General features: G+C 59.4%; 24 protein-coding genes and 1 pseudogene. 13 read left to right on the plus strand and 12 right to left on the minus strand.

Annotated elements, in window-relative coordinates:
• The first annotated feature begins 98 nt into the window (after positions 1–98).
• Complete coding sequence (sbcB, locus tag BUE92_RS07770; RefSeq protein WP_073522914.1) at positions 99–1,526, plus strand: exodeoxyribonuclease I; 1,428 nt, start codon at positions 99–101, stop codon at positions 1,524–1,526.
• A 90-nt stretch (positions 1,527–1,616) separates the two neighbouring features.
• Here sbcB and mvaT read toward each other — a convergent pair whose 3' ends face one another.
• Complete coding sequence (gene mvaT / locus BUE92_RS07775; RefSeq protein WP_019821235.1) at positions 1,617–1,991, minus strand: histone-like nucleoid-structuring protein MvaT; 375 nt, start codon at positions 1,989–1,991, stop codon at positions 1,617–1,619.
• A gap of 352 nt (positions 1,992–2,343) precedes the next feature.
• Here mvaT and purU point away from each other — a divergent pair, with 352 nt between their 5' ends.
• Positions 2,344–3,192, plus strand: coding sequence for a formyltetrahydrofolate deformylase (gene purU / locus BUE92_RS07780; protein ID WP_019821236.1), 849 nt, complete (start codon positions 2,344–2,346; stop codon positions 3,190–3,192).
• A gap of 123 nt (positions 3,193–3,315) precedes the next feature.
• Here purU and BUE92_RS07785 read toward each other — a convergent pair whose 3' ends face one another.
• From BUE92_RS07785 to BUE92_RS29265, 5 genes and pseudogenes are all read right to left on the minus strand, one after another.
• A complete protein-coding gene (locus BUE92_RS07785; RefSeq protein WP_073522915.1) occupies positions 3,316–4,425 on the minus strand; it encodes a lysylphosphatidylglycerol synthase transmembrane domain-containing protein in 1,110 nt (369 codons plus the stop codon).
• Positions 4,413–5,165, minus strand: coding sequence for a DUF2334 domain-containing protein (locus tag BUE92_RS07790; RefSeq protein WP_073522916.1), 753 nt, complete (start codon positions 5,163–5,165; stop codon positions 4,413–4,415). Before BUE92_RS07790 ends, BUE92_RS07785 begins: the two co-directional genes overlap by 13 nt.
• Positions 5,158–6,279: a glycosyltransferase family 4 protein gene (locus tag BUE92_RS07795; RefSeq protein WP_073522917.1), complete on the minus strand. Its 1,122-nt coding sequence runs from the start codon at positions 6,277–6,279 to the stop codon at positions 5,158–5,160. Before BUE92_RS07795 ends, BUE92_RS07790 begins: the two co-directional genes overlap by 8 nt.
• A gap of 222 nt (positions 6,280–6,501) precedes the next feature.
• Positions 6,502–7,266, minus strand: a complete 765-nt coding sequence (locus BUE92_RS29260) for a methyl-accepting chemotaxis protein (protein ID WP_370694806.1) — start codon at positions 7,264–7,266, stop codon at positions 6,502–6,504.
• Positions 7,267–7,359: 93 nt separating this feature from the next.
• Positions 7,360–8,391 (minus strand): annotated as a pseudogene (locus tag BUE92_RS29265) (HAMP domain-containing protein); the annotation flags it as partial.
• A gap of 205 nt (positions 8,392–8,596) precedes the next feature.
• On the opposite strand from BUE92_RS29265, the gene BUE92_RS07805 reads away from it, so the two are divergent.
• Positions 8,597–10,075, plus strand: a complete 1,479-nt coding sequence (locus BUE92_RS07805) for a helicase HerA-like domain-containing protein (RefSeq protein ID WP_073522921.1) — start codon at positions 8,597–8,599, stop codon at positions 10,073–10,075.
• A 4-nt stretch (positions 10,076–10,079) separates the two neighbouring features.
• On the opposite strand, the gene BUE92_RS07810 is transcribed toward BUE92_RS07805, so the two are convergent.
• Complete coding sequence (locus tag BUE92_RS07810) at positions 10,080–10,535, minus strand: DUF721 domain-containing protein (protein WP_073522923.1); 456 nt, start codon at positions 10,533–10,535, stop codon at positions 10,080–10,082.
• A gap of 306 nt (positions 10,536–10,841) precedes the next feature.
• Here BUE92_RS07810 and secA point away from each other — a divergent pair, with 306 nt between their 5' ends.
• From secA to BUE92_RS07825, 3 genes are all read left to right on the plus strand, one after another.
• Positions 10,842–13,577, plus strand: a complete 2,736-nt coding sequence (secA, locus tag BUE92_RS07815) for a preprotein translocase subunit SecA (protein WP_073522924.1) — start codon at positions 10,842–10,844, stop codon at positions 13,575–13,577.
• Positions 13,578–13,701: 124 nt separating this feature from the next.
• Positions 13,702–14,919, plus strand: a complete 1,218-nt coding sequence (argJ, locus tag BUE92_RS07820) for a bifunctional glutamate N-acetyltransferase/amino-acid acetyltransferase ArgJ (RefSeq protein WP_054918425.1) — start codon at positions 13,702–13,704, stop codon at positions 14,917–14,919.
• 142 nt (positions 14,920–15,061) lie between these two features.
• Complete coding sequence (locus tag BUE92_RS07825) at positions 15,062–16,006, plus strand: Nudix family hydrolase (RefSeq protein WP_047711674.1); 945 nt, start codon at positions 15,062–15,064, stop codon at positions 16,004–16,006.
• A gap of 115 nt (positions 16,007–16,121) precedes the next feature.
• On the opposite strand, the gene BUE92_RS07830 is transcribed toward BUE92_RS07825, so the two are convergent.
• Genes BUE92_RS07830 through BUE92_RS07840 form a run of 3 tightly spaced genes read right to left on the minus strand, consistent with a single transcriptional unit; the run spans position 16,122 to position 19,703 of the window.
• Complete coding sequence (locus BUE92_RS07830) at positions 16,122–16,700, minus strand: cob(I)yrinic acid a,c-diamide adenosyltransferase (protein ID WP_073522925.1); 579 nt, start codon at positions 16,698–16,700, stop codon at positions 16,122–16,124.
• Between the two features lie 2 nt (positions 16,701–16,702).
• Complete coding sequence (locus BUE92_RS07835; protein WP_073522926.1) at positions 16,703–18,739, minus strand: sensor histidine kinase; 2,037 nt, start codon at positions 18,737–18,739, stop codon at positions 16,703–16,705.
• Positions 18,740–18,785: 46 nt separating this feature from the next.
• Positions 18,786–19,703, minus strand: coding sequence for a putative 2-dehydropantoate 2-reductase (locus BUE92_RS07840; protein ID WP_073523104.1), 918 nt, complete (start codon positions 19,701–19,703; stop codon positions 18,786–18,788).
• Between the two features lie 123 nt (positions 19,704–19,826).
• On the opposite strand from BUE92_RS07840, the gene BUE92_RS07845 reads away from it, so the two are divergent.
• Together BUE92_RS07845 and BUE92_RS07850 are read left to right on the plus strand one after the other, a co-directional pair.
• On the plus strand, positions 19,827–20,312 hold the full coding sequence (locus tag BUE92_RS07845; protein ID WP_003193880.1) for a YajQ family cyclic di-GMP-binding protein: 486 nt from the start codon (positions 19,827–19,829) through the stop codon (positions 20,310–20,312).
• A 136-nt stretch (positions 20,313–20,448) separates the two neighbouring features.
• Positions 20,449–21,291 carry a mechanosensitive ion channel family protein gene (locus BUE92_RS07850; RefSeq protein WP_073522927.1) on the plus strand — a complete coding sequence of 281 codons (843 nt, stop codon included), beginning with the start codon at positions 20,449–20,451 and terminating at the stop codon, positions 21,289–21,291.
• A 181-nt stretch (positions 21,292–21,472) separates the two neighbouring features.
• On the opposite strand, the gene BUE92_RS07855 is transcribed toward BUE92_RS07850, so the two are convergent.
• Entirely contained in the window at positions 21,473–22,753 is a 1,281-nt protein-coding gene (locus BUE92_RS07855) for an OprD family porin (RefSeq protein WP_073522929.1), read from the minus strand.
• 740 nt (positions 22,754–23,493) lie between these two features.
• On the opposite strand from BUE92_RS07855, the gene BUE92_RS07860 reads away from it, so the two are divergent.
• Together BUE92_RS07860 and BUE92_RS07865 are read left to right on the plus strand one after the other, a co-directional pair.
• Positions 23,494–23,919, plus strand: coding sequence for an HIT domain-containing protein (locus BUE92_RS07860; protein ID WP_073522931.1), 426 nt, complete (start codon positions 23,494–23,496; stop codon positions 23,917–23,919).
• Between the two features lie 3 nt (positions 23,920–23,922).
• Positions 23,923–24,129 (plus strand): SlyX family protein, encoded by a 207-nt coding sequence (locus BUE92_RS07865; protein ID WP_005790924.1) that lies wholly within the window; start codon positions 23,923–23,925, stop codon positions 24,127–24,129.
• Between the two features lie 72 nt (positions 24,130–24,201).
• Here BUE92_RS07865 and BUE92_RS29180 read toward each other — a convergent pair whose 3' ends face one another.
• The gene (locus BUE92_RS29180) at positions 24,202–24,804 is read right to left on the minus strand and encodes a cold-shock protein (protein ID WP_003193875.1); all 603 of its coding nucleotides are present in this window, start codon (positions 24,802–24,804) and stop codon (positions 24,202–24,204) included.
• A gap of 426 nt (positions 24,805–25,230) precedes the next feature.
• Between BUE92_RS29180 and BUE92_RS07875 the strand changes: the two genes are divergently transcribed.
• The 3 genes from BUE92_RS07875 (at position 25,231) to BUE92_RS07885 (ending at position 26,622) form a co-directional block, all read left to right on the plus strand.
• Complete coding sequence (locus tag BUE92_RS07875) at positions 25,231–25,704, plus strand: Dps family protein (RefSeq protein ID WP_003193874.1); 474 nt, start codon at positions 25,231–25,233, stop codon at positions 25,702–25,704.
• Between the two features lie 180 nt (positions 25,705–25,884).
• Positions 25,885–26,238: a ribbon-helix-helix domain-containing protein gene (locus BUE92_RS07880; RefSeq protein WP_073522933.1), complete on the plus strand. Its 354-nt coding sequence runs from the start codon at positions 25,885–25,887 to the stop codon at positions 26,236–26,238.
• A gap of 162 nt (positions 26,239–26,400) precedes the next feature.
• Positions 26,401–26,622: an FmdB family zinc ribbon protein gene (locus BUE92_RS07885; protein WP_003193872.1), complete on the plus strand. Its 222-nt coding sequence runs from the start codon at positions 26,401–26,403 to the stop codon at positions 26,620–26,622.
• Positions 26,623–26,680 lie beyond the last annotated feature (58 nt).

Here is a 26,680-nt window from a genome sequence, read left to right on the forward strand (position 1 = left end):
ACCCGAGGTTTTTCTGGGTATTTATACAGTAAGGTATCGCTGGCCCCGAACGCCTTGCAGCGCCTAGACTTTGTCGGTCTTCAGCACAGGAATAGCCCGTGACCTCGATTTTCTGGTACGACTATGAAACCACCGGCATCAACCCGCGCAACGATCGTCCGCTCCAGGTAGCCGGTATCCGCACCGACCTTGAGCTCAATGAGGTCGGTGCGCCGATCAATCTTTATTGCCAGCCCAGCGACGATATCCTGCCTCACCCGGCAGCGTGCGCGATCACGGGCATCACGCCGGGTGTCCTCGCCGAGAAGGGCCTTGCCGAAGCCGATTTCATGACTCGGGTGCACGCCGAGCTGGCCGCGCCAGGTACCTGCGGCGCCGGCTACAACACCCTGCGATTCGACGATGAAATGACGCGCTACAGTCTGTACCGCAATTTTTTCGACCCGTATGCGCGCGAGTGGCAGGGCGGCAACAGCCGCTGGGACTTGATCGATGTGATGCGCACCGCCTACGCCCTGCGGCCGGAGGGGATCAACTGGCCCGAGCAGGATGGGCGTGTGACCCTCAAGCTCGAACGCTTGACCGAGGCCAACGGCATCGACCATGGCCAGGCCCATGACGCGTTGTCGGATGTGCGTGCAACCATCGCCCTGGCGCGGTTGGTCCGGGAGAAACAACCGAAGTTGTATGAGTGGTTGTTTCAACTGCGCAGCAAACAGCGGGTCATGGATCAGGTGCGGTTGTTGCAACCGATGGTGCATATCTCCGGGCGATTCTCTGCCGAGCGCCATTACCTTGGCGTGGTCTTGCCCCTGGCCTGGCACCCGCGCAATCGCAATGCCTTGATCGTTTGTGACCTGGGGCTCGATCCACAAGGGCTGTTGGACCTGGATGCGGCGACCCTGCGCCAGCGTCTCTACACGCGCCGCGATGAGCTGGCCGAAGGTGAGCTGCCGGTTCCGCTCAAGTTGCTGCATATCAACCGCTGCCCGGTGGTTGCGCCGTTGAAGGTGCTGCGCCCTCAAGACCTTGAGCGCCTTCAATTGGATAAGGAAGCTTGCCTCGCGCGGGCGCTGCGGCTAACTGACGCACAGGAAGTTTGGCGGGACAAGTTAGCGGCCATTTATGCCGAGGAAGACTTTGCGTCGAACTCGGACCCGGAGCAGCAGCTCTACGATGGTTTTATGGGTGACCGTGACCGCCGTTTATGTGAGCAAGTTCGCATGGCAGAGCCCGCGCAATTAGCCCGTCAGCAGTGGCCGTTCGATGATCATCGTTTGCCGGAATTATTATTTCGCTACCGGGCGCGTAACTTTCCTGAAACCTTGAACAATGAGGAGCAACAACGCTGGAAACTTTTCTGTCAGCAACGTTTGTCGGATGCACAGTGGGGGGCGCCGAATACCCTGTTGGCATTTAAGCAGGCACGTGAGGAGTTGGCGGTTAGTGCTACATCGTTTCAGTGCCAGGTACTGGCGCAATGGCAGGACTATGTGGATTCCTTAGCGGCGCGCCTGAATCTGTAGGCGCATAACTACAGAATATTCAGACAATAAAAAACGCCAGCAAGCTGGCGTTTTTCATGTGTGACGTATCGGGTGAACGTCCGACCGGGCTTAGCCCAGCAGGGTTGCCCAACCTTCAACTACGTCACCGCCCCACTTGGCTTTCCACTCTTTCAGAGTTTTGTGGTTGCCACCTTTGGTTTCAATCACTTCGCCGTTGTGTGGGTTTTTGTATTGCTTGACCTTGCGAGCACGCTTGGTGCCGGTAGTTTTCACAGCGCCGCGAGGTGCTTTAACTTTCGACTCTGGATCCAGCAGCGCGATGATGTCACGCAGGGATTTGGAGTATTCACCCATCAGGGTGCGCAATTTGCCTTCGAATTCCAGCTCGGTTTTCAGCTTGTCGTCTTCGGACAGGTTCTTCAAACGGGCTTGCAGCTCTTTGATAGCTTCTTCGGTGGCGCGGTATTCGTTGATCAGTGACATGTGGACTACCTTATGTAGAACGCTGATTGACAGGGTGAGTGGCCTAATAATAGTCAGGCAATTTCATCAAGTAAACATTTAAGACGGTATTTAGGTGAATGATGTTGAATGTGTGTGAGAAAACCTGGCCGATGAGTTAATTAGTAAGCGTTATGCGCAAAAGATAATCGCCTTAATTTTTTGCTACCGGCCTGAGCATGCCGTTGTATCGTCATATAGCGGTGGTAAAACCTTACACGATTAAGGGGTGTTACCACGGCCATGCCTCAAGATAAGGTGCAAGGGAATACTGCAGTTTTTCTGCGTAATCGCTAGAATAGCGGCCTTTGTGAAGTTCTGGAGTTTCCCCCTAATGCGCACTTTTCGGCTGGTGATTGCTTGCCCGGACCGGGTTGGCATCGTTGCCAAGGTCAGTAACTTTCTGGCTTCCCATAATGGCTGGATCACCGAGGCGAGCCATCACTCGGACGATCTCAGTGGTTGGTTTTTCATGCGTCACGAAATCCGTGCCGATACGTTGCCCTTTGGCCTGGAAGCCTTCCGCGAGGCGTTTGCGCCGATTGCCGAAGAGTTTTCGATGACCTGGCACATCACCGATACAGAGCAGAAGAAACGCGTGGTGCTGATGGCCAGTCGCGAATCCCACTGCCTGGCAGACCTGCTGCACCGCTGGCACAGCGACGAACTCGATTGCGAGATTGCCTGCGTGATCTCCAACCATGACGACCTGCGCAGCATGGTCGAATGGCATGGCATCCCTTATTACCATGTGCCGGTCAACCCACAGGACAAGGAGCCGGCATTCGCCGAAGTGTCGCGCCTGGTCAAGCAGCATGACGCGGATGTAGTGGTGCTGGCGCGTTACATGCAGATCCTGCCACCAGAGCTGTGCCGCGAATACGCTGGCAAGGTGATCAACATTCACCACAGCTTCTTGCCGTCCTTTGTCGGTGCCAAGCCGTATCACCAGGCTTCCCTGCGTGGCGTGAAGCTGATTGGTGCAACCTGCCACTACGTGACCGAAGAGCTGGACGCCGGCCCGATCATCGAGCAGGACGTGGTGCGCGTCAGCCACAGCGACAGTATTGAAGACATGGTGCGGTTCGGCCGTGACGTCGAGAAGATGGTGTTGGCCCGTGGCTTGCGCTACCACCTGGAAGATCGCGTGTTGGTGCACGGCAACAAGACCGTGGTCTTCTGACCCAGCGGTTCTGATTGAAAGACACCGGGGCCTGGAGGTAAAACTCTCCAGGCCCTTTTTTATTTTTGTTTCAGGAGATTCCCATGAGCGACCCGCTCGATAAAGCCACCTCACGGGCGCCTGCTACCTTGGGCGAGGGCTGTTTGAGTCGTTACGACCCGGACGCGCTGGATGCCGAGGATGGTACTGATTTTCCAGGCGCGGCGCGTTTATGGGAACAGACACAGGCGCAGGATGAGTCGCCTGCCGCCCCTGAAAAAGACGCTTGAGCAGCGGTTTGCCGACCATCAATAGAAACACTGGCGCACCGGCCAGCAAATAGAAGTAGTAGGTCACCGCGCGCCAGATCAGAATCGCCGCCGCCGCTGTGGATGTGCCCACCATGGGCGCCAGCAGTGCCGCTGACGTCAACTCCGCAGCGCCGGCCCCGCCTGGCGCCAGGCTGAACTGCCCGGCAGTCAGGGATAACATCTGGATCAGAAAGCTCCAGGCCCACTGCACCTCGCCCCCCAGCCCGCGCAGCGCCAGGTACAGCACGCTGTAACGCAGCAGCCAATGCAGGCTGGTCAGCGCAAAGACCCCAAGCAAGGTGTGCCAGGGTAGCTTCAAGGTTGCGCTGAACGCCGCAAGAAAACGCAGCAACCGGCGTGCCCAGCGTCGGCGGGTGGCAGCGCTGACCTTCATGGCCTTGAGTGCCAAACCCGCCAGGCGAATCAGCCGTCGGTGAAAATGCACCACGGCCCAGCCACTGATTACCCCACCCACCATCGACACGGCGCTGAGCCCCAGCAACCACTCCAGGCGCGGGCTGAGGCTATGGAACAGCGCATACAGCAAGATCCCCACCAGTGCGCAGAGAAAAAACATCAGGTCGCTCAACTGGTCCATGGCAAACACCGCGCTGCCTTGGGCGGGGCGGATGCCATTGCGTGCCAGCAGGGCCATCAGGGTCAACGGCCCGCCGCTGCCGCCGGGTGTTGCACACATGGCGAACTCGGTGGATATCACCACGCCAAGGCTTTTAAGCGGGCCTAACTCGCCGCGATGCTCGCCAAGCAGCAGGCGGATACGCAGACTGTTGATCAGCCAGCAGCCAATGATCATGGCGAACATCCCCAGTAACTGGGGCAACGGAAACTGGCGCAGGCGCGCAATGCTTTCGCCGCCGCCTAGCCACAATGGGACCACCAGCGCCACCAAGAGCGCCAACACTAACCAGATCAGTCGGCCCATGGCTGCGTCGCCAGCCAGGCGGCCTTGGTTTGGGGGACGCGCCCCGCATTGAGCAGGCGTTGCAGGGTGTGTAGCCAATAATCCCGGGAAAACCTGTGGCGCATGTCCACTGGGTGCAATCCCAGTCGGATCAGCGGGGCTGCCTGCCACCGCTGTTCACGGCGGTCACTGAGGATTTTGGATAATCCCCGGCGCCAGGCACTGCGGGCACTCCACACCAGGCCGGGGGCGTTGATAGGCGTGAAATCCGGCAGGCGATAAAGATGTTGCGGGTCGCTGGTGTAGCTCAGCGGCAACTGGCGCAATGCTTGTCGGGTACCGTCGCTCATCAACCAGGCGGGCGCAACAAAGCCATGCAGCGGCCAGCCATTGCGCTCAAATACCTCAATGCCGGCGGTCAGCCGCCGCAACGCCTCGGCTTCGGACAACTGGTAAAACTCGCCTTCGTGGGTATAGATGCGTCGCATAAACCACTCTTTTGGCGTACGCGGCCGAGGTTGGTCGTCGCAATGGTAGTAACCGTGCAAGGTGAGTTCATCGCCCTTGGCGACACGGCTATCGAGCAGGCGCCGAAAATCGCGGTGGGCGGCCAGGTTGTCATGGTGATGGAAGTCCGGCACCACCAGCCAAGTGATGGGCACGTTGCCCAGCGCATCGACAGCCTCGACGAAGGGCCGGTAGTCGGCCCAGGTGTGCGGTGCCACGTCGTGCAGGACCAGCATCAGCGCGCGCTCAGCCATGGGCGAGCATCGGTTCATGGCTGCCCAGCACGGCGCAGTAATGCCCCAGCAAGCTATCGACCACCGTATCCCACGCATAATGCAGCTCGACATGGCGCCGAGCCTGAGCACCCAGGCGTCGGCTGTCGGTACTGAACAGCTCGCGCACCGCATCGGCCATGGCCTTGGGGTTGTTTGGCGCGCACAGCAGGCCACAACGCTCGTCGACTATCTCGGTAAAGGCCCCGGCCGCCACGGCGACCACTGGAATACCACAGGCCATGGCTTCCAGGATCACCAGGCCGAAGGTCTCCTGGTCGCCACCATGCAGTAAGGCGTCGGCGCTGGCCATCAGCCGAGCGACATGTTGGGCGGGCCGGAATCCGTCAATCACAGAGACATTGTCTGGCACGTTGGCCGGCATGCCGGAGCCCACCAGCAGCAAGTGGTAGCCTTCCCCTAGGCGCTTCATGCAATTAAGCAACACCGGCAGGTTTTTTTCCTTGGAACCGCGCCCGGCGAAGATCAGTAGCCGAGTGTCTTCGCCGATCCCCAGTTCGGCGCGCAGGCCGGGGTCACGTACCTCAGGGGTGAAGGTTTGCAGGTCTACGCCCAGGGGTTGCACGAAGACATTTCTGACGCCAAGCCCGGTGAGCTTGTCGGCCATTACCTGGCTGGGGGCGAGCACCCGGTCAAAATTCCCATAGAGTTTGCGCACATAGGCTTCAACATTGGGTGTAAACCAAGGCCCCATGCGGTTACTCACCAGCAGTGGCAGGTCGGAGTGGTAGAAGCCGATGACCGGCACATCCAACTGACGCCGGGCATCCAGCGCGGCCCAGGCGGTCAGGTAAGGGTCGCCAACTTCGATCAGATCGGGCTGTAAATCGTGCAGGACATTTCGCCAGGGCGCCAAACGAAGGGGGAAGCGATAGCCTTTGCCGAAGGGCAGGGCGGGCGCTGGTACTTTGAATATGCCGTCCTGCTCGCTCAAATGTGCGCCGGGAATCAAAAGGCTGTGGCGAATGCCCGGTTTGAGCGCCAGACGCCGGTGCTTGGCGTCAAGGTAAGTGCGTACGCCACCGCTGGCCGGGGCGTAGAACATGGTTATGTCAGCGATATGCACGATGAACATCCCTCCGATCCATTGCTCTCCCTAGATGGACCTGAGGTAAGGATAGATGTTCGGTTTAGATTCGCAGGAGGAAGGCGCCGGGAGCCGACAAACGCACTCTGTAGGAGCGAGCTTGCTCGCGAAGAACGTCAACGATTATGCAGCGCTGTCAGGTAGCACAGCGTCGTCGATGGGTTTTTCGCGAGCAAGCTCGCTCCTACAGGTGGGTTAAGGTGGGGGACCTCAGATCCGGAAGCTGCCCACCAATTGCTTCAAGCGCGAGGCCTGTTGTTCCAGGTCCGAGCAGGCGCGCAGGGTCGATTGCAGGTTTTCCACCCCTTCCTGGTTGAGGGTGTTGATCTCGGTGATGTCCATATTGATCGACTCCACCACCGAGGTCTGTTCTTCAGTGGCGGTGGCGACCGACTGGTTCATGCCGTCGATCTCGCCAATGCGCTGGGTCACGCTGTTCAGGCGCTCGCCGGCCAGGTTGGCGATTTCCACGCTGTCCAGGCTGTGGCGTTGGCTTTCGCTCATGGTCGTCACCGAATCCCGTGCGCCCACCTGTAGTTCCTCGATCATCGTTTGCACCTGTTGCGCCGACTCCTGCGTGCGATGGGCCAGGTTGCGCACTTCATCGGCCACCACTGCAAAGCCACGCCCGGCTTCCCCGGCGCGCGCCGCTTCGATCGCCGCATTGAGCGCCAGCAGGTTGGTTTGTTGGGAAATGCTGGTGATCACCTCAAGAATCTGGCCGATATTCACCGTTTTGCTGTTAAGTGCTTCGATATTGGTGCTTGAGGTGCTGATCATGCTGGATAACTGCGTCATCGCCTTGATATTGCGTTCAACCACCTGCTGGCCGTCTTCGGCCAAGTGCCTGGCATCGCTGGCCTGACTGGAGGCTTGGGCGGCGTTGCGTGCGATCTCCTGGGCTGCGGCCCCCAGTTGATTGATGGCCGCAGCGACGCTGTTGGTGCGGTTGGCCTGCTCGTCCGAGTTGACCATCGACGAGTTGGAGGCGCTGACCACCCGCAGGGCCACTTCATTGACGTGCTCGGTAGCTGAAGACACTTCGCGAATCGAGGTATGAATACGCTCGACGAAGCGGTTGAAAGCGTTGCCCAGGGTGCCGAATTCATCATTGTTCTGGATGGTCAGGCGGCGGGTCAGGTCGCCTTCACCGTCAGCAATGTCCTGCATGGCGCGGGTCATCAGGTGCAAAGGTTGCAGCAAGACGCGGATCAGCATGCCGAGCAGGGCAATGATGATCACCACCGCGATGATCGTGGCGATCACCGCCGAGGTGCGGAACTCACTGAGCATGGCGAAAGACTTGTCCTTGTCCACCGAAACGCCCAGGTACCAGTTCACCGATGGCAGGCCCTTGATCGGTGTGAACGTCACGATATTGGTCTTGCCATTGGCTTGCACTTCGCTGAAGTTGCCGCTGATCTTCGGGGTGTCGTTCGGGTACACGTCAGCCAGGGTCTTCATCACCAGGGCTTTATCGGGGTGCACCAGCACTTTGCCGTCGGCGCTGACCAGGAACGCATAGCCCATGCCGCCAAAATCCAGCGCGCCGATGTTATCCACCAGGGTCTGCAGGCTCAGGTCGCCGCCGACTACGCCGATGCTCTGGCCACCCTTGGCGCTGGGCGTGGCGACAGAAATGATCAGTTGCCCGGTCGCCGCGTCGATATAGGGCTCGGTCAGGGTCGAGCCATTACTGGCCTGGGCGCCTTTGTACCAAGGGCGAACACGCGGGTCGAAGCCGTCGGGCATCTTGGTGTCGGGGCGGATAGTGAACGCGCCCTGGCTGTCACCGACGTAGGTGGCCATGAATGACGAGGTCAGCGCTTTCTGCTCCAGCAGGCTGGCGACCACGCTTTGTTCAGGGTTGATGGCGATGTTTTGTGCGGCGTTTTCCACCAGGGCGATACGCCCGGTGAGCCAGGTCTGGATGTTGCTGGCGGTAACGTCGCCCATCTCGTGCAGGTAGTTGTTGAGGTCGTCGCGAATCGCGTTGCGCTGCAGATAGTCGTTGTAGAGGGTAAACAACGCAAAGGCGGCGATGACGATAAGGGAGGCTGCAAGCAGGATCTTGTGGCTGAAGCGCAGATTTTTGTTCATGGCTTGAAGGGTCCGCTAAGGTCTTAATATCCGAGGCGCATCCAATGCGGGAAGCGCGAAATGGCAGCGTTAAAAAAGGTGTGGTATTTCTGGTGATAGCTCCGTTGGTCTGTATCGGAATTATCTGACCGTTTTTTAGTCTTTGTCGGGCTTACATCCGTCTATATCGACCTCGCGGCACTAAAGATTAACCATAGGTGACGAAATGCCTGACTCCACACAACTGCTTATCGGTGCAGGCCTTGACGGCCAGCCCATCGCCCAGTCCATGCGCCTGGCCAACCGTCATGGGTTGATCGCCGGCGCCACGGGCACCGGCAAGACCGTCACCTTGCAGCGCCTGGCGGAAGCCTTCAGTGATGCGGGCGTGGCGGTGTTCGCTGCCGACATCAAAGGCGACCTCTGCGGCCTGGGCGCCGCCGCCAACCCCCAGGGCAAAGTGGCCGAGCGTATCGCCGGTATGCCCTTCCTTAATTACACTGCCCAGGCGTACCCGGTCACCCTGTGGGATATCCACGGCCAATCCGGTCATCCGTTGCGCACCACCATCAGTGAAATGGGCCCGCTCTTGCTCGGCAGCCTGTTGGAGCTCACCGACAGCCAGCAATCGGCGCTCTATGCGGCGTTCAAAGTGGCCGACCGCGAAGGCCTGTTGCTGCTGGACCTCAAGGACCTCAAGGCGCTGCTCAATCACCTGCGCTATCACCCGGAACTGCTGGGCGAAGACGCCGCCTTGATGACCACCGGTTCCAGCCAGGCCTTGTTACGACGCCTGGCGGTGCTGGAACAGCAGGGCGCCGAAGCCTTGTTTGGCGAGCCGGCGCTGCAACTTGAGGATATTCTGCAGCCTGCCAGTGATGGGCGTGGGCGCATTCACCTGCTGGACGCCAGCCGCTTGGTGCATGAGGCGCCGAAGGTCTACGCGACCTTCCTCTTGTGGCTGCTGGCAGAGTTGTTCGAACAATTGCCGGAACGCGGCGACGCCGACAAACCGTTGTTGGCGTTGTTTTTCGATGAGGCGCACTTGTTGTTCGCCGATACGCCAAAAGCCTTGCAGGAGCGCCTGGAGCAAGTGGTGCGCCTGATCCGTTCCAAAGGCGTTGGCGTGTATTTCGTCACCCAGTCGCCGGGCGACCTGCCGGATACGGTGCTGGCGCAACTGGGCCTGCGCATCCAGCACGGTTTGCGCGCATTCACCGCCAAAGAGCAGAAATCCCTGCGAGCGGTGGCGGACGGTTTTCGGCCCAACCCGACGTTCGATACCTTGTCAGTGCTTACAGAGTTGGGCACCGGTGAGGCGTTGGTGGGAACCTTGCAGGAAAAGGGCACGCCGGAAGTCGTCCAGCGCGTACTGGTTGCTCCCCCGCAATCGCGGATCGGGCCGCTCAGCGAAGCAGAACGCGCAGCGTTGGTCGCCAGTTCGCCACTGTTGGGGCGCTACGACAAGCCGGTAGATCGTGAGTCTGCCTATGAAGTGCTGATGGCTCGCAAGGAACTTGGGCCTGCCGAGGAGGCCGCGCCGGCCAGCGAAGAGCCGAGCTTCACCGACAAGGCCGGTGCCTTCCTGGGGACCACGGCGGGCAAGGCGTTGAAGTCAGCCATGCAGCAGGCCGCCAATCAGATGGGGCGACAGTTGGTGCGTGGTCTGCTGGGTTCGTTATTGGGCGGCAGCAAACGCAAATAGCGCTTCAGGCTTTGGGCCGGGCATGGGCGGCCAGCCGTTCCAGGGCGGCGCGCAAGCCCGGGTCGTTGATCCCTTCGGCGGTGGCCTGAAGGGTTTCGGCGGCCGTTTCCGACAGGTCCATGGTATGCCCCACTGCGCCTTGCGGCACGGTGGGCGGCTGTACCTTGAACTGGATGCGCGTCAAGCCGGCGAATTCTTCAAACACCATCAGCTGGCGCTGCAAGCGTTTTTGCTGATAACGCAAGCGGGTCGCCCAATGGCCATCTGTGACAATTAATAGCAGATTGCCTTCGCGCCAGGACGCCACATGACAGTGCTCGCGTGCGGCAGGTTGCAGCTGGCTTTCAAGCAGGCGTTGCAGATGGCCCAGGCGCTTGGCATGGCCAAAAATGGCTTTCAACGGCTTGGCTTCGCGAAGCAACACGCCGGGCGCGCGGGCTGTAAGAGGGCGAAATGCCATGTTTAGACACCTTAGGTAACAGAGCGGCTATCTTAGCAGAAAGCGCCTGCACGCCCTGAGGCTCTGCATCGCCAGGGCTTTGTTCGTCAAATCAATAAGTAACTTCTGCACCTGATGGGTTGAAGTTCCAGCAAAAGCCCTTATTTTAAACAAGCCCTCTCACAGCGCCGTGCCTGCCTCGGGGAACAACGCCACTTTCCTCACCCACGATTCCGGGTAGAATGCGCGTTCGCAATGCGGCCGTGAGGGCTGCTCGGGCCACTCACGGTGCGCCCTCCATCCCTATGTGTGGAAGAACCTGCCGATATGTTTGCGCCTTTGTTAAAGAAACTTTTTGGAAGCAAGAATGAGCGCGAAGTCAAACGCATGCTCAAGACGGTGCAGCTGGTCAATGCCTTCGAAGAGCAGATGGTTGCTCTGTCGGACGAGCAATTGCGCGCCAAGACCCAAGAGTTCAAGGCCCGCATAGCCAAAGGTGAAACCCTCGACAAGCTGCTGCCCGAAGCCTTCGCGGTCGCCCGTGAAGCCGGTAAGCGCGTCATGGGCATGCGCCACTTCGACGTCCAGTTGATCGGCGGCATGACCTTGCATGAAGGCATGATTGCCGAAATGCGCACCGGTGAAGGCAAGACCCTGGTGGCAACCCTGGGCGTCTACCTCAACGCACTGTCCGGCAAGGGCGTGCACGTTGTGACGGTGAACGACTACCTGGCTCGCCGGGACGCCAACTGGATGCGCCCGCTGTATGAATTCCTCGGCCTGACCGTCGGCGTGGTAACGCCGTTCCAGCCGCCGGAAGAGAAGCGCGCCGCATACGCCTGCGACATCACCTACGGCACCAACAACGAATTCGGTTTCGACTACCTGCGCGACAACATGGCGTTCAGCATGGATGAAAAATTCCAGCGTGAACTCAACTTTGCCGTGATCGACGAAGTCGACTCCATCCTCATCGACGAAGCCCGTACCCCGCTGATCATCTCCGGCCAGGCCGAAGACAGCTCGCGCCTGTACACCGAGATCAACAAGTTGATCCCGCGCCTTGAGCAGCACATCGAGGAAGTGGAAGGCGTGGTGACCAAAGAAGGTCACTTCACCATCGACGAGAAGACCCGCCAGGTCGAACTCAACGAAGCCGGTCACCAGTTTGTCGAAGAAATGTTGACTCAGATCGGCGAACTGGCCGAGGGTGAAAGCCTGTACTCGGCGCACAACCTGGGCCTGTTGACCCACGTGTACGCTGGCCTGCGCGCCCACAAGCTGTTCCACCGCAACGTCGAATACATCGTGCAGGAAGGCCAGGTGGTACTGGTTGACGAGCACACCGGTCGTACCATGCCCGGTCGCCGTCTGTCCGAAGGCCTGCACCAGGCCATCGAAGCCAAGGAACACCTCAACATCCAGGCCGAAAGCCAGACGTTGGCGTCCACCACCTTCCAGAACTACTTCCGTTTGTACAACAAGCTGTCCGGCATGACCGGTACCGCCGACACCGAAGCGTTCGAGTTCCACCAGATCTACAACCTGGCCGTGATGGTCATTCCGCCGAACAAACCGTTGGCGCGTAAAGACTACAACGACCTGGTGTTCCTGACCGCCGAAGAGAAATACGCGGCGATCATCAATGACATCAAGGACGGCATGGCCAAGGGCCGTCCGATCCTGGTGGGTACCGCCACCATCGAGACCTCCGAGCACGTGTCCAACCTGCTCAACAAGGAAGGCATCGAGCACAAGGTACTGAACGCCAAGTTCCACGAAAAAGAAGCCGAGATCATCGCCCAGGCCGGCCGCCCAGGCGCGCTGACCATCGCCACCAACATGGCCGGTCGTGGTACCGACATCCTGTTGGGCGGCAACTGGGAAGTGGAAGTGGCCTCGCTCGACAACCCGACACCTGAGCAGATCGCCCAGATCAAGGCCGACTGGCAGAAGCGTCACCAGGCCGTGCTGGAATCCGGTGGCTTGCAGGTGATCGCGTCCGAGCGTCACGAATCGCGTCGTATCGACAACCAGCTGCGTGGCCGTGCCGGTCGCCAGGGTGACGCCGGTTCCAGCCGTTTCTACCTGTCGCTGGAAGACAGCCTGATGCGCATCTTCGCATCGGACCGGGTGAAGAACTTCATGAAAGCCCTGGGCATGCAGTCCGGTGAAGCGATCGAGCACCGCATGGTGACCAACGCCATCGAGAAGGCCCAGCGCAAAGTAGAAGGCCGTAACTTCGATATTCGTAAGCAATTGCTCGAGTTCGACGACGTCAACAACGAACAGCGTAAAGTGATCTATCACATGCGTAACACGTTGCTGGCCGCCGACAACATTGGCGAGACCATCGCTGATTTCCGCCAGGACGTGCTCAACGCCACTGTCAGCGCCCATATTCCGCCACAGTCGCTGCCTGAGCAGTGGGATGTTGCCGGCCTGGAAGCGGCATTGAAGAGCGATTTCGGTGTGGACTTGCCGGTTCAGCAATGGCTGGACGAAGACGACCACCTGTACGAAGAAACCCTGCGCGAAAAACTGATGGCCGAGCTGCTGGCGGCGTACAACGAGAAAGAAGAGCAGGCGAGTGCCGAAGCACTGCGCACCTTCGAGAAGCAGATCGTATTGCGCGTGCTGGATGACCTGTGGAAAGACCACCTGTCGACCATGGACCACCTGCGCCACGGTATCCACCTGCGTGGCTACGCCCAGAAGAACCCGAAGCAGGAGTACAAGCGCGAGTCGTTCACGCTGTTCTCCGAACTGCTGGATTCGATCAAGCGCGATTCGATCCGCGTGCTGTCCCACGTTCAGGTGCGTCGCGAAGACCCGATCGAGGAAGAAGCACGCCTGCGTCAGGAAGCCGAGGCCCTGGCGGCGCGCATGCAGTTCCAGCACGATGAAGCGCCGGGCCTGGATGCGCCTGAGGCCTTGGGCGAAGAGGTCGATGTGGCCCTGGCCCAGACCCCGGTTCGCAATGACCAGAAGCTGGGTCGCAACGAGCTGTGCTACTGCGGTTCGGGCAAGAAATTCAAACACTGCCACGGCCAGATCGAATAAGATTTTCGCCTGACGCTGCAACACCCCGCGCCGCGACCGGCTTTTGCCGTCGCGGCGTTTTGCCATTAATTCCCACCGTCGATAGCGACGGCACAGACATCACCTATTTTTAAGGAGCGCATTCATGGCTGTTGGTCTTGGTCCTTTGCCCACGTTGCACCCGGTTGCCGGTTTTGAACTTGGTATCGCTTCGGCCGGCATCAAGCGCCCGGGGCGCAAAGATGTGGTGGTGATGCGCTGTGCTGAAGGCTCGACCGTGGCGGGAGTGTTCACCCTTAACGCCTTCTGCGCCGCGCCGGTGATTCTGGCCAAGCAGCGCGTGGCCGGGTCGATCCGTTACCTGCTGACCAACACCGGCAATGCCAACGCCGGTACCGGCGAGCCGGGCCTTGTCGCGGCGGCGCGCACCTGCGCCAAGCTGGCCCAGTTGACGGGCGTCGATGCCAGCCAGGTGCTGCCGTACTCCACCGGTGTGATCGGTGAGCCGCTGCCGGTGGAAAAAATCGAAGGCGCCCTGCAAGCCGCGCTCGATGATCTGTCTGTGGATAACTGGGCGGCTGCGGCTACCGGCATCATGACCACCGATACCTTGCCCAAAGGCGCGAGCCGTCAGTTCGTGCATGAGGGCGTGACCATCACCGTCACCGGTATCAGCAAAGGCGCAGGCATGATCCGTCCGAACATGGCCACCATGCTCGGTTATATCGCCACCGACGCCAAAGTCTCCCGTGATGTGCTGCAACGCCTGATGCTGGACGGCGCCAACAAGTCGTTCAACCGCATCACCATCGACGGTGACACCTCCACCAACGACTGCTGCATGCTGATCGCCACCGGTCAGGCCAACCTGCCGGAAATCACCTCTACCGAAGGTCCATTGTTTGCGGCATTGAAGCAGGCGGTGTTCGAAGTGTGCATGGACGTGGCCCAGGCCATCGTGCGTGACGGCGAGGGCGCGACCAAGTTTGTGACTGTTGAAGTCAACGGCGGCGGCAACCACCAGGAATGCCTGGATGTGGGCTACACCGTGGCGCACTCGCCGCTGATCAAGACCGCGCTGTTTGCATCGGACCCTAACTGGGGCCGTATCCTCGCGGCTGTTGGTCGTGCTGGCGTGCCGGACCTGGACGTGAGCAAGATCGACGTGTTCCTGGGTGATGTGTGCATCGCCAGCCGTGGCGCCCGTGCCGAAACCTACACCGAAGCCCAGGGTTCGGCGGTGATGCAGCAAGAAGAAATCACCATCCGTATCGAACTGGGTCGTGGTGACTGCAGCGAAACCATCTGGACCACCGACCTGTCCCACGAGTACGTGAAGATCAACGCGGAATACCGTACCTGAAAATGACCCTCCCCCTGTAGGAGCGAGCTTGCTCGCGAAAAACTCAACGCCACCGCGTTTATCCAGGATGTACGCGTTATCGTTGACGTTCTTCGCGAGCAAGCTCGCTCCTACGGGGGCTACAACGAGAGGAAGCAGTGGCGTGAAACGAGTGCATGTAGCAGCAGCGGTGATCCGCGGTGTCGATGGCAGGATCCTGCTGGCGCGCCGTGCCGATACTCAGCATCAAGGCGGCCTGTGGGAATTTCCTGGCGGCAAGGTGGAGGCCGATGAGTCGGTTGCCACGGCCTTGTCCCGTGAATTGCAGGAAGAGCTGGGCATCCAGGTCACTACGGCGCGGCCGCTGATCAAGGTGCAACATGACTATCCGGACAAGCAGGTATTGCTGGATGTCTGGGAAGTCTCGGCTTTTACCGGCGAGCCCCATGGCGCTGAAGGGCAGCCGTTGGCGTGGGTGGCACCGCGGGACCTGGTCAACTATGAATTTCCGGCGGCGAATGCGCCGATTGTCGCTGCAGCACGCTTGCCCGCCGAGTACCTGATCACCCCTGGTGAGCTGGAAACCCCGACGCTGTTGCGCGGTATCCAGAAGGCTATTGCCGGTGGCATCAAGCTGGTTCAACTGCGTGCGCCCAACGGCTATGACCCCAAGTACCGTGACCTGGCGGTGGATGCGGTGGGCCTGTGTGCCGGCAAGGCGCAACTGATGCTCAAGGGGCCGTTCGAGTGGCTGGGGGACTTCCCCGCTGCCGGCTGGCACATGACCTCGGCGCAATTGCGCAAATACGCCAGTAAGGGCCGCCCATTGCCCAAAGACCGTTGGCTGGCGGCTTCGTGCCACAACGCTGAAGAGCTGGCCCTGGCAGAAATGATGGACGTGGATTTTGTCACCCTGTCGCCCGTCCAACCGACCCAGACCCATCCGGACGCCCAGCCGTTGGGGTGGGAGCAGGCGCAGCAGTTGATTGCTGGGTTCAGCAAGCCAGTGTTTCTGTTGGGCGGGGTTGGGCCGGCGCAGCGGGAGCAGGCTTGGGAAGCCGGGGCGCAAGGTGTGGCAGGTATCAGGGCGTTCTGGCCCCAGGTGTGATGCAGCTCTGATGGCCTCATCGCAGGCAAGCCAGCTCCCACATTTGATAGGTGAACACTTCAAGTGTGGGAGCTGGCTTGCCTGCGATGGGGCACTATCAAGCGGTACATAATGGTCAGTGTGGCTTGGCCGCAGCCTGCCACAACACTTCCGCAACGCCTTGGCGCTTGGCAATCACCCTTGCCGCCACAAACAGCAAATCCGACAACCGATTGATGTACGCCAACCCCACACCCTCCAGCGGCTCCACCGCATTCAGGTGCTGACAGCGGCGCTCGGCGCTGCGCGCCAGGCTGCGGCACACATGGGCCTGGGCAATCAAGGCTGAGCCGCCGGGCAGGATGAAATTCTCAAGCGGCCCGACTTCCTCGTTCCAGCGATCAATCGCTGCTTCCAGCCGATCCACTTCCCCCGCATTCAGCGCCTTGTACACCGGCATCGCCAGTTCACCGCCCAAGTCAAACAGACGGTGCTGGCAAGGTGTGAGCACTTCAATCACGTCCTTCAACGCCGGGTGCTTGCCGCTTTGTTCTTCAAGGTTGGCCAGCAGCAGGCCCAGCTGGCTGTTCAGGGTATCCACCTCGCCAATCGCTTCCACGCGTGGATGGTCCTTGGGCACGCGGCGGCCGTCGCCGAGGCCGGTCTCGCCTTTGTCGCCGGTACGGGTGTAAATCTTCGACAGGCGAAAGCCCATGGTCAGTGCTCCAGTTGGGTAAGTTCAGTGGGGGGCAATTGGCTGCCGGCCAAAGGCAGGCGCAAGGTAAAGCAGGTGCCCTGGCCCAGGGTGGAATGCACCTCCATCTGGCCCTTGTGGTTGTTGGTGATGATGAAGTACGACACCGACAGGCCTAGCCCGGTGCCCTGGCCGATTTCCTTGGTGGTAAAGAAGGGTTCGAACGTACGCTTGCGCACGTTTTCGCTCATGCCGATGCCGTTGTCTTCTACCTGGATTTCTGCCCACGGCGGGTTCAGGCGGGTGCGCAGGATAATGCGCCCAGGTTCGCTGTCATCTTCACGCAGGTGAATGGCCTGGGCGGCGTTTTTCAACAGGTTGAGCAGCACTTGCTCCAGCTCGTTGGCGGTGCCGGGTACCGGGCCCAGTTGCGGATCGAACTGGCGGATGATCGCTTGGCCCTTGAAGTCGAAACCAATGGTCAGGTCGAAGTCGTTGCCAGCGATTTCCACGGCCTGGTCGATCAGCGCGGGCAAATCGCAGGGCGCCATCTGGCGATTGCTGCGGCGGCTGAAGCTGAGCATGTGGGTAACGATTTTCGCGGCACGCGCCCCGGCCTGCTGGATGCCGTCGAGCAATTGCGGGACTTCGCGGCCTTGCAGGTAACGGTTGACCGTCTCCAGCTCGATGCCCACCTGTTCGGCAAGTTCCAGGTTCTTGGGCAGCTCGGGGGACAGGCGCCGGCGAATGTTCTGCACGTTATGCAGGATCGCGCCCAGCGGATTGTTGATCTCATGGGCCATACCTGCGGCCAGGCCGCCCACGGAGAGCATTTTTTCCGATTGCACCATCATTTCTTCCAGGGACAGGCGCTGGGTGATGTCGTCGATTCGGATTACCACTCCGCGCCCGGCGCCGCCCATCAACGGGTAGAACGTCAGCGCATAATGCTTGGGCTCGTCGTCCTTGATCCAGGTGACCCGTTCTATCCGCTCCACCGTGTGCTGTTCCACGGTCGCCTTGATTTGCGGCAGGTACGGCTTGAGCGGCTGGAAGGCCAGGAATATCGGCTGGTTCAGGGCTTCGTCCAGGCGCGTACCGGATAGGGCGGTGGCTTCCTGGTTCCACTGAGTGACGTAGAGTTGTTCATCCAGGGCGATCAGCGCCGAAGGCATCGAGTCGATGATGCTGTTCAGGTAGTTCTGGAAGCCCGTGAGCTTTTTCTCGATCTTGCTGCGTACCTGGACTTCCAGTTCCAGCTTGCGGTTGGTATGCCGGGTTTCTTCAGCCAGGCCCTGAGCCTGGTCATACGCAGCCTGGGAGTCGTCGCGTGCGCGTTTGAGCTGCTGCTCGCGGGCTTCGATGCGCGACAACATGGTGTTGAACGCTTCGGCCAGGCTGCCGATTTCATCACGGTTGCCACGCCCGGCGCGTAAAGCGTAGTTCTCCTCGCGGGTCACCTGGCGGGACAGTTCTTCAAGTTCATGAATCGGCCGTGTGATCAGGCGTTTGATCTGCCTGGCGATGACCAGCCACAACAACACACTGAAAATCAGGATACCCAGGCTCGCGGTCAGCGTGCCGGTATAGAACGCCACCGGCAGCTCACTGCTGGCCACCAGCAACAAATGCCCCGAAGGCTGAGTGCCACGGGGCAGGGTGATGACTTGGTTGCTGCGAAATTCAGTGAGGCGCCACGCTTCGATATGCCGGTAGTGGTCCGGCAGGTGCAGGCGGTCGCCGTGCTGCATCTGCGCCAGGCGGTTGCCTTCGCCATCGTACAAAGCGGCGGCGCGCAACGGTGAATAGCTGGTCAGCTCATTGAGCAGCGCCTCGGCCTTGGTCGGAGACTCAAGGGCCTCGGCGGCGAGCGCGGGGTTGGACACCAGTCGACCAATGGACTGCAAGGCCTGGGGGGCCATGCTTTCCTGGGAGATCCAGTAGGCGGCGCTGATAAACGTCAGGTTGGCCACCAGCAATACGGTGGTCAACAACACCAGCAGGGCCGCCAGCAGTTTCTGCCCTACCGGTAGATTTTCAAGACGCTGGCGCAGTGGCATCAGGGTTTTCCGAGGTGATAGACAGGTAGGCAGGGTAGCGCGTGCCTCAGTCGCTGGCCAATCCGTGTGCGCGCAGATATTCGACCAGGCGCGCTTGCAACTGTTGCAGGTGCGGCAACACCAATTGATGGCGGGCCGCCGCCTGGCAGGCGTAGCCCAGCAGGTAGCTGATCTCGGTACGTCGGCGGTTGGCCACGTCCTGGTGCATGGACGAGTAATTGGCCGCCGTGGCCTGGATCACCCGCTGCACTTCGCTGTGCAGGTCCTGTGCGGCAGCAGGCTGGCCGCAGCATTCCAGCAGCTCGGCCAATTCAGCGCACAAGGTTGCCACTTCACACGCGTGGGCTTGCAAACCGCCGTTGCGGCACTGGTAAAGCACGGTCAGCGGGTTGATGGCGCAATTGAGCGCCAGCTTGCGCCACAGGCGCGTGAGGATATCGCTGGCCCAATCGTGGGGAATGCCGGCCGCTTGCAGGTCGTCCAGCCACAGCGGTGGCGTGGGGTGGCTCGCATCCCCCAGCCAGGTGTAACCATGGCCGGCAAATACCACCCGCCAGTCGCCTTCGCGAAACGCGCCTTCGGTACTTGAGGCATAGATGCAACGGGCCAACGGCACTTGTGCAGCCACTGCGTCCTGGCTGCCAAGGCCGTTTTGCAGCAGGATCAGTTCGGCGTCGGGCGCCAGTCGATGTTGCAACTGGGCGATAGCGCTTTGAGCATCGTAGGCTTTGCACGCGACCAGCAGGCGATGAATCGGCTCCGGGCTGTCAGGCGTTTCACCGACTACCGGGTAAGTCTGTTCCACACTCTGCTCGACCAGGGTCAGCCCTTGGCCGGCTCGATAGTCGGCCAGGCGCGCCTCATTGCGCAGGATCAGCCTGACGGGAACGCCTGCGCGGGCCAGACGCGTGGCCCAGAGAGTGCCCAGGCTGCCGGCGCCAAGAATATGCCAGGGGGTCGACATCAGTGTGTACTCCATAAGGTCGCCAGCGGTGAACGGCGCGAAAGAACCGCTATAATGCCCCGGCATTTTAGCTCGGGCGCGCTCCATCTCTACTGAGCCCGCCCCTTATATTGGAGAAATCACATGCCTTCGTTCGACGTGGTATCTGAACTGGACAAACACGAAGTCACCAACGCCGTCGAGAACGCCGTCAAGGAACTGGACCGTCGCTATGACTTGAAAGGCAAGGGCAGCTTCGAATTCAAGGAAAAGGAACTGACCGTCAACCTGACCGCTGAAGCCGATTTCCAGCTCGAAGCAATGATCGAGATCCTCAAGCTGGCCCTGGTCAAGCGCAAGATCGACGTGCAGTGCCTGGAAGTCAAGGACGCCTACGCTTCCGGCAAACTGATGAAGCAGGAAGCCGTACTCAAGGAAGGCATCGACAAAGAACTGGCCAAGAAAATCGTCGCGCACATCAAGGACGCCAAGCTCAAGGTCCAGGCCGCCATCCAGGGCGAGCAGGTTCGCGTCACTGGCAAAAAGCGTGACGACCTGCAAGAGGCCATCGCGGCCCTGCGCGCCAAGACATTTGACATGCCGCTGCAGTTCAATAACTTCCGCGACTGATGGCACTTTGGGGAACCTGTGGGCACTTTTGACGTCCCACGCCCCAGCATCATTGCCTACAATTGAGCCCTTCGGGGCTCAATTGCGTTTTCAGGCAGTCAATCGAGCCTTATCGCCGCACCACAGGAGAAAGTAGATGGATTTGAACGCTGAAATGGATCACCTGATCAAGACCTCCCAGTCCTGGATCCCCATGATCATGGAATACGGCAGTCGCGTATTGCTGGCGTTGATCACCCTGGCCATCGGCTGGTGGCTGATCAATGTCTTGACTCAACGCGTGGGCCGCTTGCTGGCCATGCGTAACGCAGACTTGGCACTGCAACACTTCATCACCAGCCTTGCGAACATCGCGCTCAAAGTCATGCTGGTGGTCAACGTGGCCTCGATGATCGGTGTGGCTACCACCTCGTTCGTGGCCGCGATCGGTGCCGCTACCCTGGCTATCGGCCTGGCCTTGCAAGGCAGCCTGGCGAACTTTGCTGGCGGCGTGTTGATTCTGTTGTTCCGCCCGTTCCGTATCGGTGACTGGATCGAAGCCCAGGGTACCTCGGGTACCGTCGACAGCATCCAGATCTTTCACACGGTGCTGCGTACCGGCGACAACAAGACGGTGATCATTCCCAACGGCAGCCTGTCCAACGGTCTTATCACCAACACCAATCGCCAGCCGACCCGCAAGGTTGTGTTTGACGTGGGTGTGGACTATGAGGCGGACCTGCAGAAGGCCCGTGAAGTGCTGCTGGCTTTGGCTGAAGACCCGCGTGTTCTGAAGGACCCTGCCGCCGTGGCGGTGGTGTCGACCTTGGGCGACAGTTCCATCACCGTCTCCCTGCGTTGCTGGACCAACACCCCGGATTATTGGGACGTGGTGTTTATGCTCAATGAATTGGCGCGTGACCGTTTGAAAGCGGCCGGGATTGATATTCCGTTTCCGCAACGGGTTATTCGGGTGATGCAGGAAAGTGCGCCGAAGTAACTTGGCGTGATGCTATCGAAGTTGGCCGAAAGGTCAGCTTTGAAAAACTAGTTACTTAGCTTGCTAGTTGTTTGTTGCTTGAAATAAAACTGCAATAAAAAAGCCGCTCCCTGTTTAAACAGAGGAGCGGCTTTTTGTTTAAGGCCGAAGCCTTAGGTCATCGTTGTAATTGAACCGGCAATTACAAGATGTTCAGCGGGTAGTTGGCGATCAGACGCAGCTCGTCGATCGACGGCGAACCGTAGTACACGCCATCACCGGAACGGTAAGTCGCTTGACGCAGGCGCAGGCTCAGATCTTTTGCCGGGCCGCTCTGGATCACGTACTTGGCTTCGATGTCGCGTTCCCACTCTTTGCCGTTGCTGGTAGTGCCGGTGTTGGCGCCGCTGCCGGTGACGTAACGAGTCATGAAGCTCAGGCCAGGGATGCCGAAGGTCGCCATGTTGATGTCGTAACGCGCCTGGAAGGACTTCTCGCCTTCGGCGTTGAAGTCGGAACGGGCGATGGAGTTGGCCAGGAACACAGTGCCGCCGCCGTCTACGCCGTAACCGTAGTCGCCGTCACCGGTGACTTTCTGGGCTGCCAGGGTGAAGGTGTGAGCGCCAATTGTGTAGGCACCCTGCAAGCTGAAGGCGCGGTTGTCGAGCTTGGTCACGCCATCTTTTTCTGCGCGTTGCAGGCCGGCGCCGTCGCTCTTGGTGTCGTAGATGTTGAAGTCCAGCGCGAACGACTGATCATCGCTCAGGGCGTGGGTCCAGTTCAGGTTGCTGTAGTACTTGCGGAAGTAATCTTCGGTTTTCGCGTAGTACAGGCTGCCGGTGACTTCTGGAGTGAAGGCATACACACCGCCGACAAAGTCGGTTTTGGTCAGGCCCAGGCTGTCGTGGTAGGTCTGGTTCTGCGCGACGCTGGAAGTGAAGTGACCGCCTTCAAGCTTCAGGCCCTTGATTTCATTGCTGGTGATGGAGATGCCTTGTGGCAGCTCTGGCAACAGGCGGCTGTCGTCGGAGGCAAACACTGGGGCTGTGGTGTATTGGTCACCGACTTTCAGCACCGTGTTGGAAATGCGGAACTTAACCGCGCCGCCGCCTTTGGAGTAATCGTCTTGCGAGCGACCGTCGGAACCGGTTGGGAACAGGCCGGTGCCGGCGCGGCCCTTGCCGCTGTCGAGCTTGACGCCCATCAGGCCGATCACGTCGACACCGACACCAATGGTGCCCTGGGTGAAGCCCGATTCGTACAGGGCATTGAAGCCCAGGCCGGTTTCTTCAGCACGGCTCTTGGAGCCTGGGCCCGACGGGTTGTTACGGAAGTCACGGCTGAAGTACAGCGCGCGAGTATTGATGCTGAACGTGCTGTCTTCAACAAAGCCCTTGGAATCGTCCTGGGCGGACGCCATTGCGAACTGCGAGGTGCCTGCTGAAACAGCCAGGGCGATCATGCTCCACTTCATCACGCGCATCGTGATTTGCTCCTTTGGTTTTAGGAAGAGTACTGCCGTCCCACCTGTATTTTTATCTGGGCGGCTCTTTCTTTTTGTGTCGGCGCAAAGTTATCTCACGCAGACCCTATTGACGATACTTACTCAATTATCCTTTCAGCTTCTTTACGAGGCTGTCGTAAATCGCTAGATCCATGTCGCAAATTCACAGCCAGAAATGTATCCAGGCTGACAACTTCAATGCTGTTTTCAGACTTCTTTCAAAGTTTGAACGCATCCCTGATACACATTGAAACGCCACTACTTTTATCGCGAAACACCTGTGTCCAAACGGGTGTCGTTGCCGACGATATGGGGGTGAATGCAACAAGCGTGCTCAAACCACTTACCGAATGTCATTTTTTCGTGAAAAGTGTGATGAACCTGTAAAAACCGCATAAGCACGGGGGGTTTACGCCATTTCGGTTGGGCTTGACGCCAGGGTGTTATCCCGGTTCGGTGGTACCTGAATCCTGTACCTGGGTAAAACGTTACCGGTTGACCCTTATCAGTGGGTAATCGGCGGATCCCTTTGAGGCACAGGTGGGTCATTTTGGTGCATCCCGTTGAGGCCCGGCCTAGCGTTGCTCACCTGGGCTATTGCCTCTAAAGGGTGCATCTTTTTGCCTGGTTGCCTCAAGGCCGCCAGCATTGCCCGTGAAGCCTTGGGCATTCGAAGGTATGCTGGGCACCTGTTACCGACCTGCCGAACGGAGTGCCACGTGTTCGCCTTAGATCAACGCCTGCAACAAGATACCTTGGCCATTGGGGACTTCCCGCTCTGTCGCCTGCTGCTGTCCAATGACGCAAATTACCCCTGGTTCATCCTGGTGCCGCGCATCGAAGGTATCAGCGAAGTGTTTCATCTGGATGTCGCAGATCAACAAACCTTGTGGCAAGAAACGACGGCCCTGGCGCAACTGCTTAACGAGGAACTGGCGGCCGACAAGATGAACATCGGCGCGTTGGGTAATGTGGTCAGTCAGTTGCATGTGCATGTGATTGTGCGCAAGCGCGACGACGCCGCCTGGCCAGCCCCGGTGTGGGGCAAGCATCCAGCCCGGCCCTACACCGAAGAGCAGGTGGCCGCGATTCGCAGCCGATTGCGTGAGCTATTGCCTGCCGACTTCATCTTTACCCAGGACTGAACCATGGACCTGCAAGAACGCGTCACCGACCTGGAAAGCCGCCTGGCCTTCCAGGACGACACCATTGAAACCCTCAATGACATCCTGGTCACCCAGCAGCGGGCCGTCGAACGCCTGCAATTGCAAATGACTGCACTGCTCAAGCGCCAGGAAGAAATGGGCGGGCAGTTCGAGTCATCCGAAGAAGAAGCGCCACCGCCACACTATTGAGTGCGCACGCAATAAAAAAACCGCGACCCAGCCAAGGCTGGATCGCGGTTTTTTTTGCTGCGAGGGCTGGGATCAGCGACGCGGCAGGGCAGCAATGACATCTTCGGCTTGCAGGCCCTTGTCACGGTTCATCACCGAGAACTCTACGCGCTGGCCTTCGACCAGGACGCGATGGCCTTCGCCACGAATTGCTCGGAAGTGGACGAAGATATCGTCGCCCGAGTCGCGGGAAATGAAGCCGAAGCCCTTGGAGGTGTTGAACCACTTGACGGTCCCGGTATCCCGGTTGGTCATGTCATAGTTTTGCGACGCGGCCGCTGGAGACGAGCGGTAGAAGCTGATGGCCAGGTGAAGAACGATGGCGACCACAGCGATCACCAGGCTGAGCAGGATGGCCGGATGGCCCCCGACTTCAGGCATGGGCGCCAGGAGGGTGAGGGTTTGTACGACAACAGTCAGCACCAGCAGCGCACTGACCAGGTTTTGCAGTTGATGACGCGTGCCTTTGTTCCAGTAAGGGATTACCGGTGCGAGCGTCAGGTTAAGAAGGCCGAACAAGGCCAGGTACAGGGCGTCGTGTTGTTCCAGGTAGGGCAGGCTTTCAGGCTGCAGGCTCGGAATAAAGGACAGCAGCAAGGCTGCAACGCCCGTTAGCAGGTGGACGATTTTCAACATTTTGGTTAACTCACGTTAAGACGGATCACAAGGAAGAGCTGACTGGCACGGTTCGCTTCTGAACAATGGGAGGCGTTGAGCACGTGCGCGGGTATCAGCCTATGTGACGTGCCGCAGGAATAAACGGCAGCCACACCGCGTCTATTTAACAGCAAAGGCTGTGCCTACTCAAATCAAGCATTTCGGGGTGTTGCCACGGCTACGGCATTTCTGCGGCAAACGCTTGTCCTAGACAGGTGCGGGATTTTTCAGTGGCGGCCTAGACCCTTCCTACAGGTAAACAGGCTTGCCAAGTCAGATCCCGCAGGCGGTGCGGGGCGATTTGCCGCATGCCGCCCGAGTGTGTCGGGCTGCACGTGGCGCACTCTCTTGCTAGAGTGGAGCTGCACCTGATCAATGAATGCTCGTCAATTGAAGGGGAAACACATGGCAATCGATATTGGTATCAGTGAAGAAGACCGTAAATCCATCGTCGACGGACTTTCCCGCCTGCTCTCCGATACCTATGTTCTGTATCTGAAGACCCACAATTTCCATTGGAACGTCACAGGCCCCATGTTTCGTACGCTGCACCTGATGTTCGAAGAGCAGTACAACGAGCTGGCGCTGGCAGTGGACTCCATTGCCGAGCGTATCCGTGCCCTGGGCTTCCCGGCGCCGGGTGCCTATTCGATTTACGCCCGCCTGTCTTCCATCAAGGAAGAAGAGGGTGTGCCGAGCGCCGAAGAGATGATCAAGCAGTTGGTGGCCGGCCAGGAAGCGGTCACGCGTACCGCGCGAGGCATCTTCCCATTGCTCGACAAAGTCAGTGATGAGCCCACGGCGGACCTCTTGACCCAGCGTATGCAGGTTCATGAGAAAACCGCGTGGATGCTGCGCTCCCTGCTCGAAAACCAGTAACTGTCGAACCCTGGCGGCGCCTTTTCAGCGCCGCCTGCTGGTTTCCCTGCGCTTCCTGGCGTTGTCCTACAACTAACAACTCCCCGTCTTCTGGCTGCTCTGCGCTGGCTGCTGTTTTATAAGCCATCGTCCAATGGGAGAAGCCTGTTGGCTGCTGTTTGGCAATGGAGTGTCAGGTGTATGTCACGTGGAGTGGGTAAGGGAATGATGGAAACCTGTGGTTTTCACAAGATAAAGGTCGACCCTTTTGCCAAGGGTTTTGATATGGGGCTGGCCAAGCCACTGTCCCGTTCGGTCAGGCTCAATGGGTTTTCTACCTGCCTGCGGCTTGAACAGGTCTATTGGAATATCCTGACGGAAATCGCCAGGCTCAATACCTGTTCGGTCAGTGCGCTGTTGTCCTATGTCGATCGGGAAGTGCATTTGCGTTACGGAGGCGTGAAGAACTTCAGTGGGCTGGTGAGGGTGGTGTGCGTGGTTCACGTTCTTAAAGGCCGGGGCGCCCTCACGTCCGGGGATACGCTCGCGCAGTAGTCCGATGACCGGCTCCTCAGCCCGACGGGCCGGGTCCTGGGCACAAAGCCGGCTGCGCTGTGTTGATTTACCAGATATAATCCCGCGCTTTGCTGCGCATGCCGGGCTTTATGCACAGGGCAGGGCGTGGCGCTGTAACGATCTGATCGCCGAGACATCTCCATGCCCATGTACGACTATCAATGCGCTTCCTGTGGTCATCAGTTGGAAGCCATTCAGAAGATCAGCGCCGCGCCGCTGGTCGATTGCCCTGCCTGCCAGGCACCTGAGTTGAAGAAGATGTTGTCCATGCCGGGCTTCCGTCTGAGCGGCAGCGGCTGGTACGAGACTGATTTCAAGACCGGTGCCAAGAAGAACCTGGCCGGCGGCGACAAAGCAGACTGAGTTGAACTCTACGCGCAGGCTCCTGCATTATCCGTCCCCTGCTTGACTGTGCGGTGAC

It is taken from the genome of Pseudomonas fluorescens (assembly GCF_001902145.1).
Taxonomy (GTDB): Bacteria; Pseudomonadota; Gammaproteobacteria; order Pseudomonadales; family Pseudomonadaceae; genus Aquipseudomonas; species Aquipseudomonas fluorescens_BV.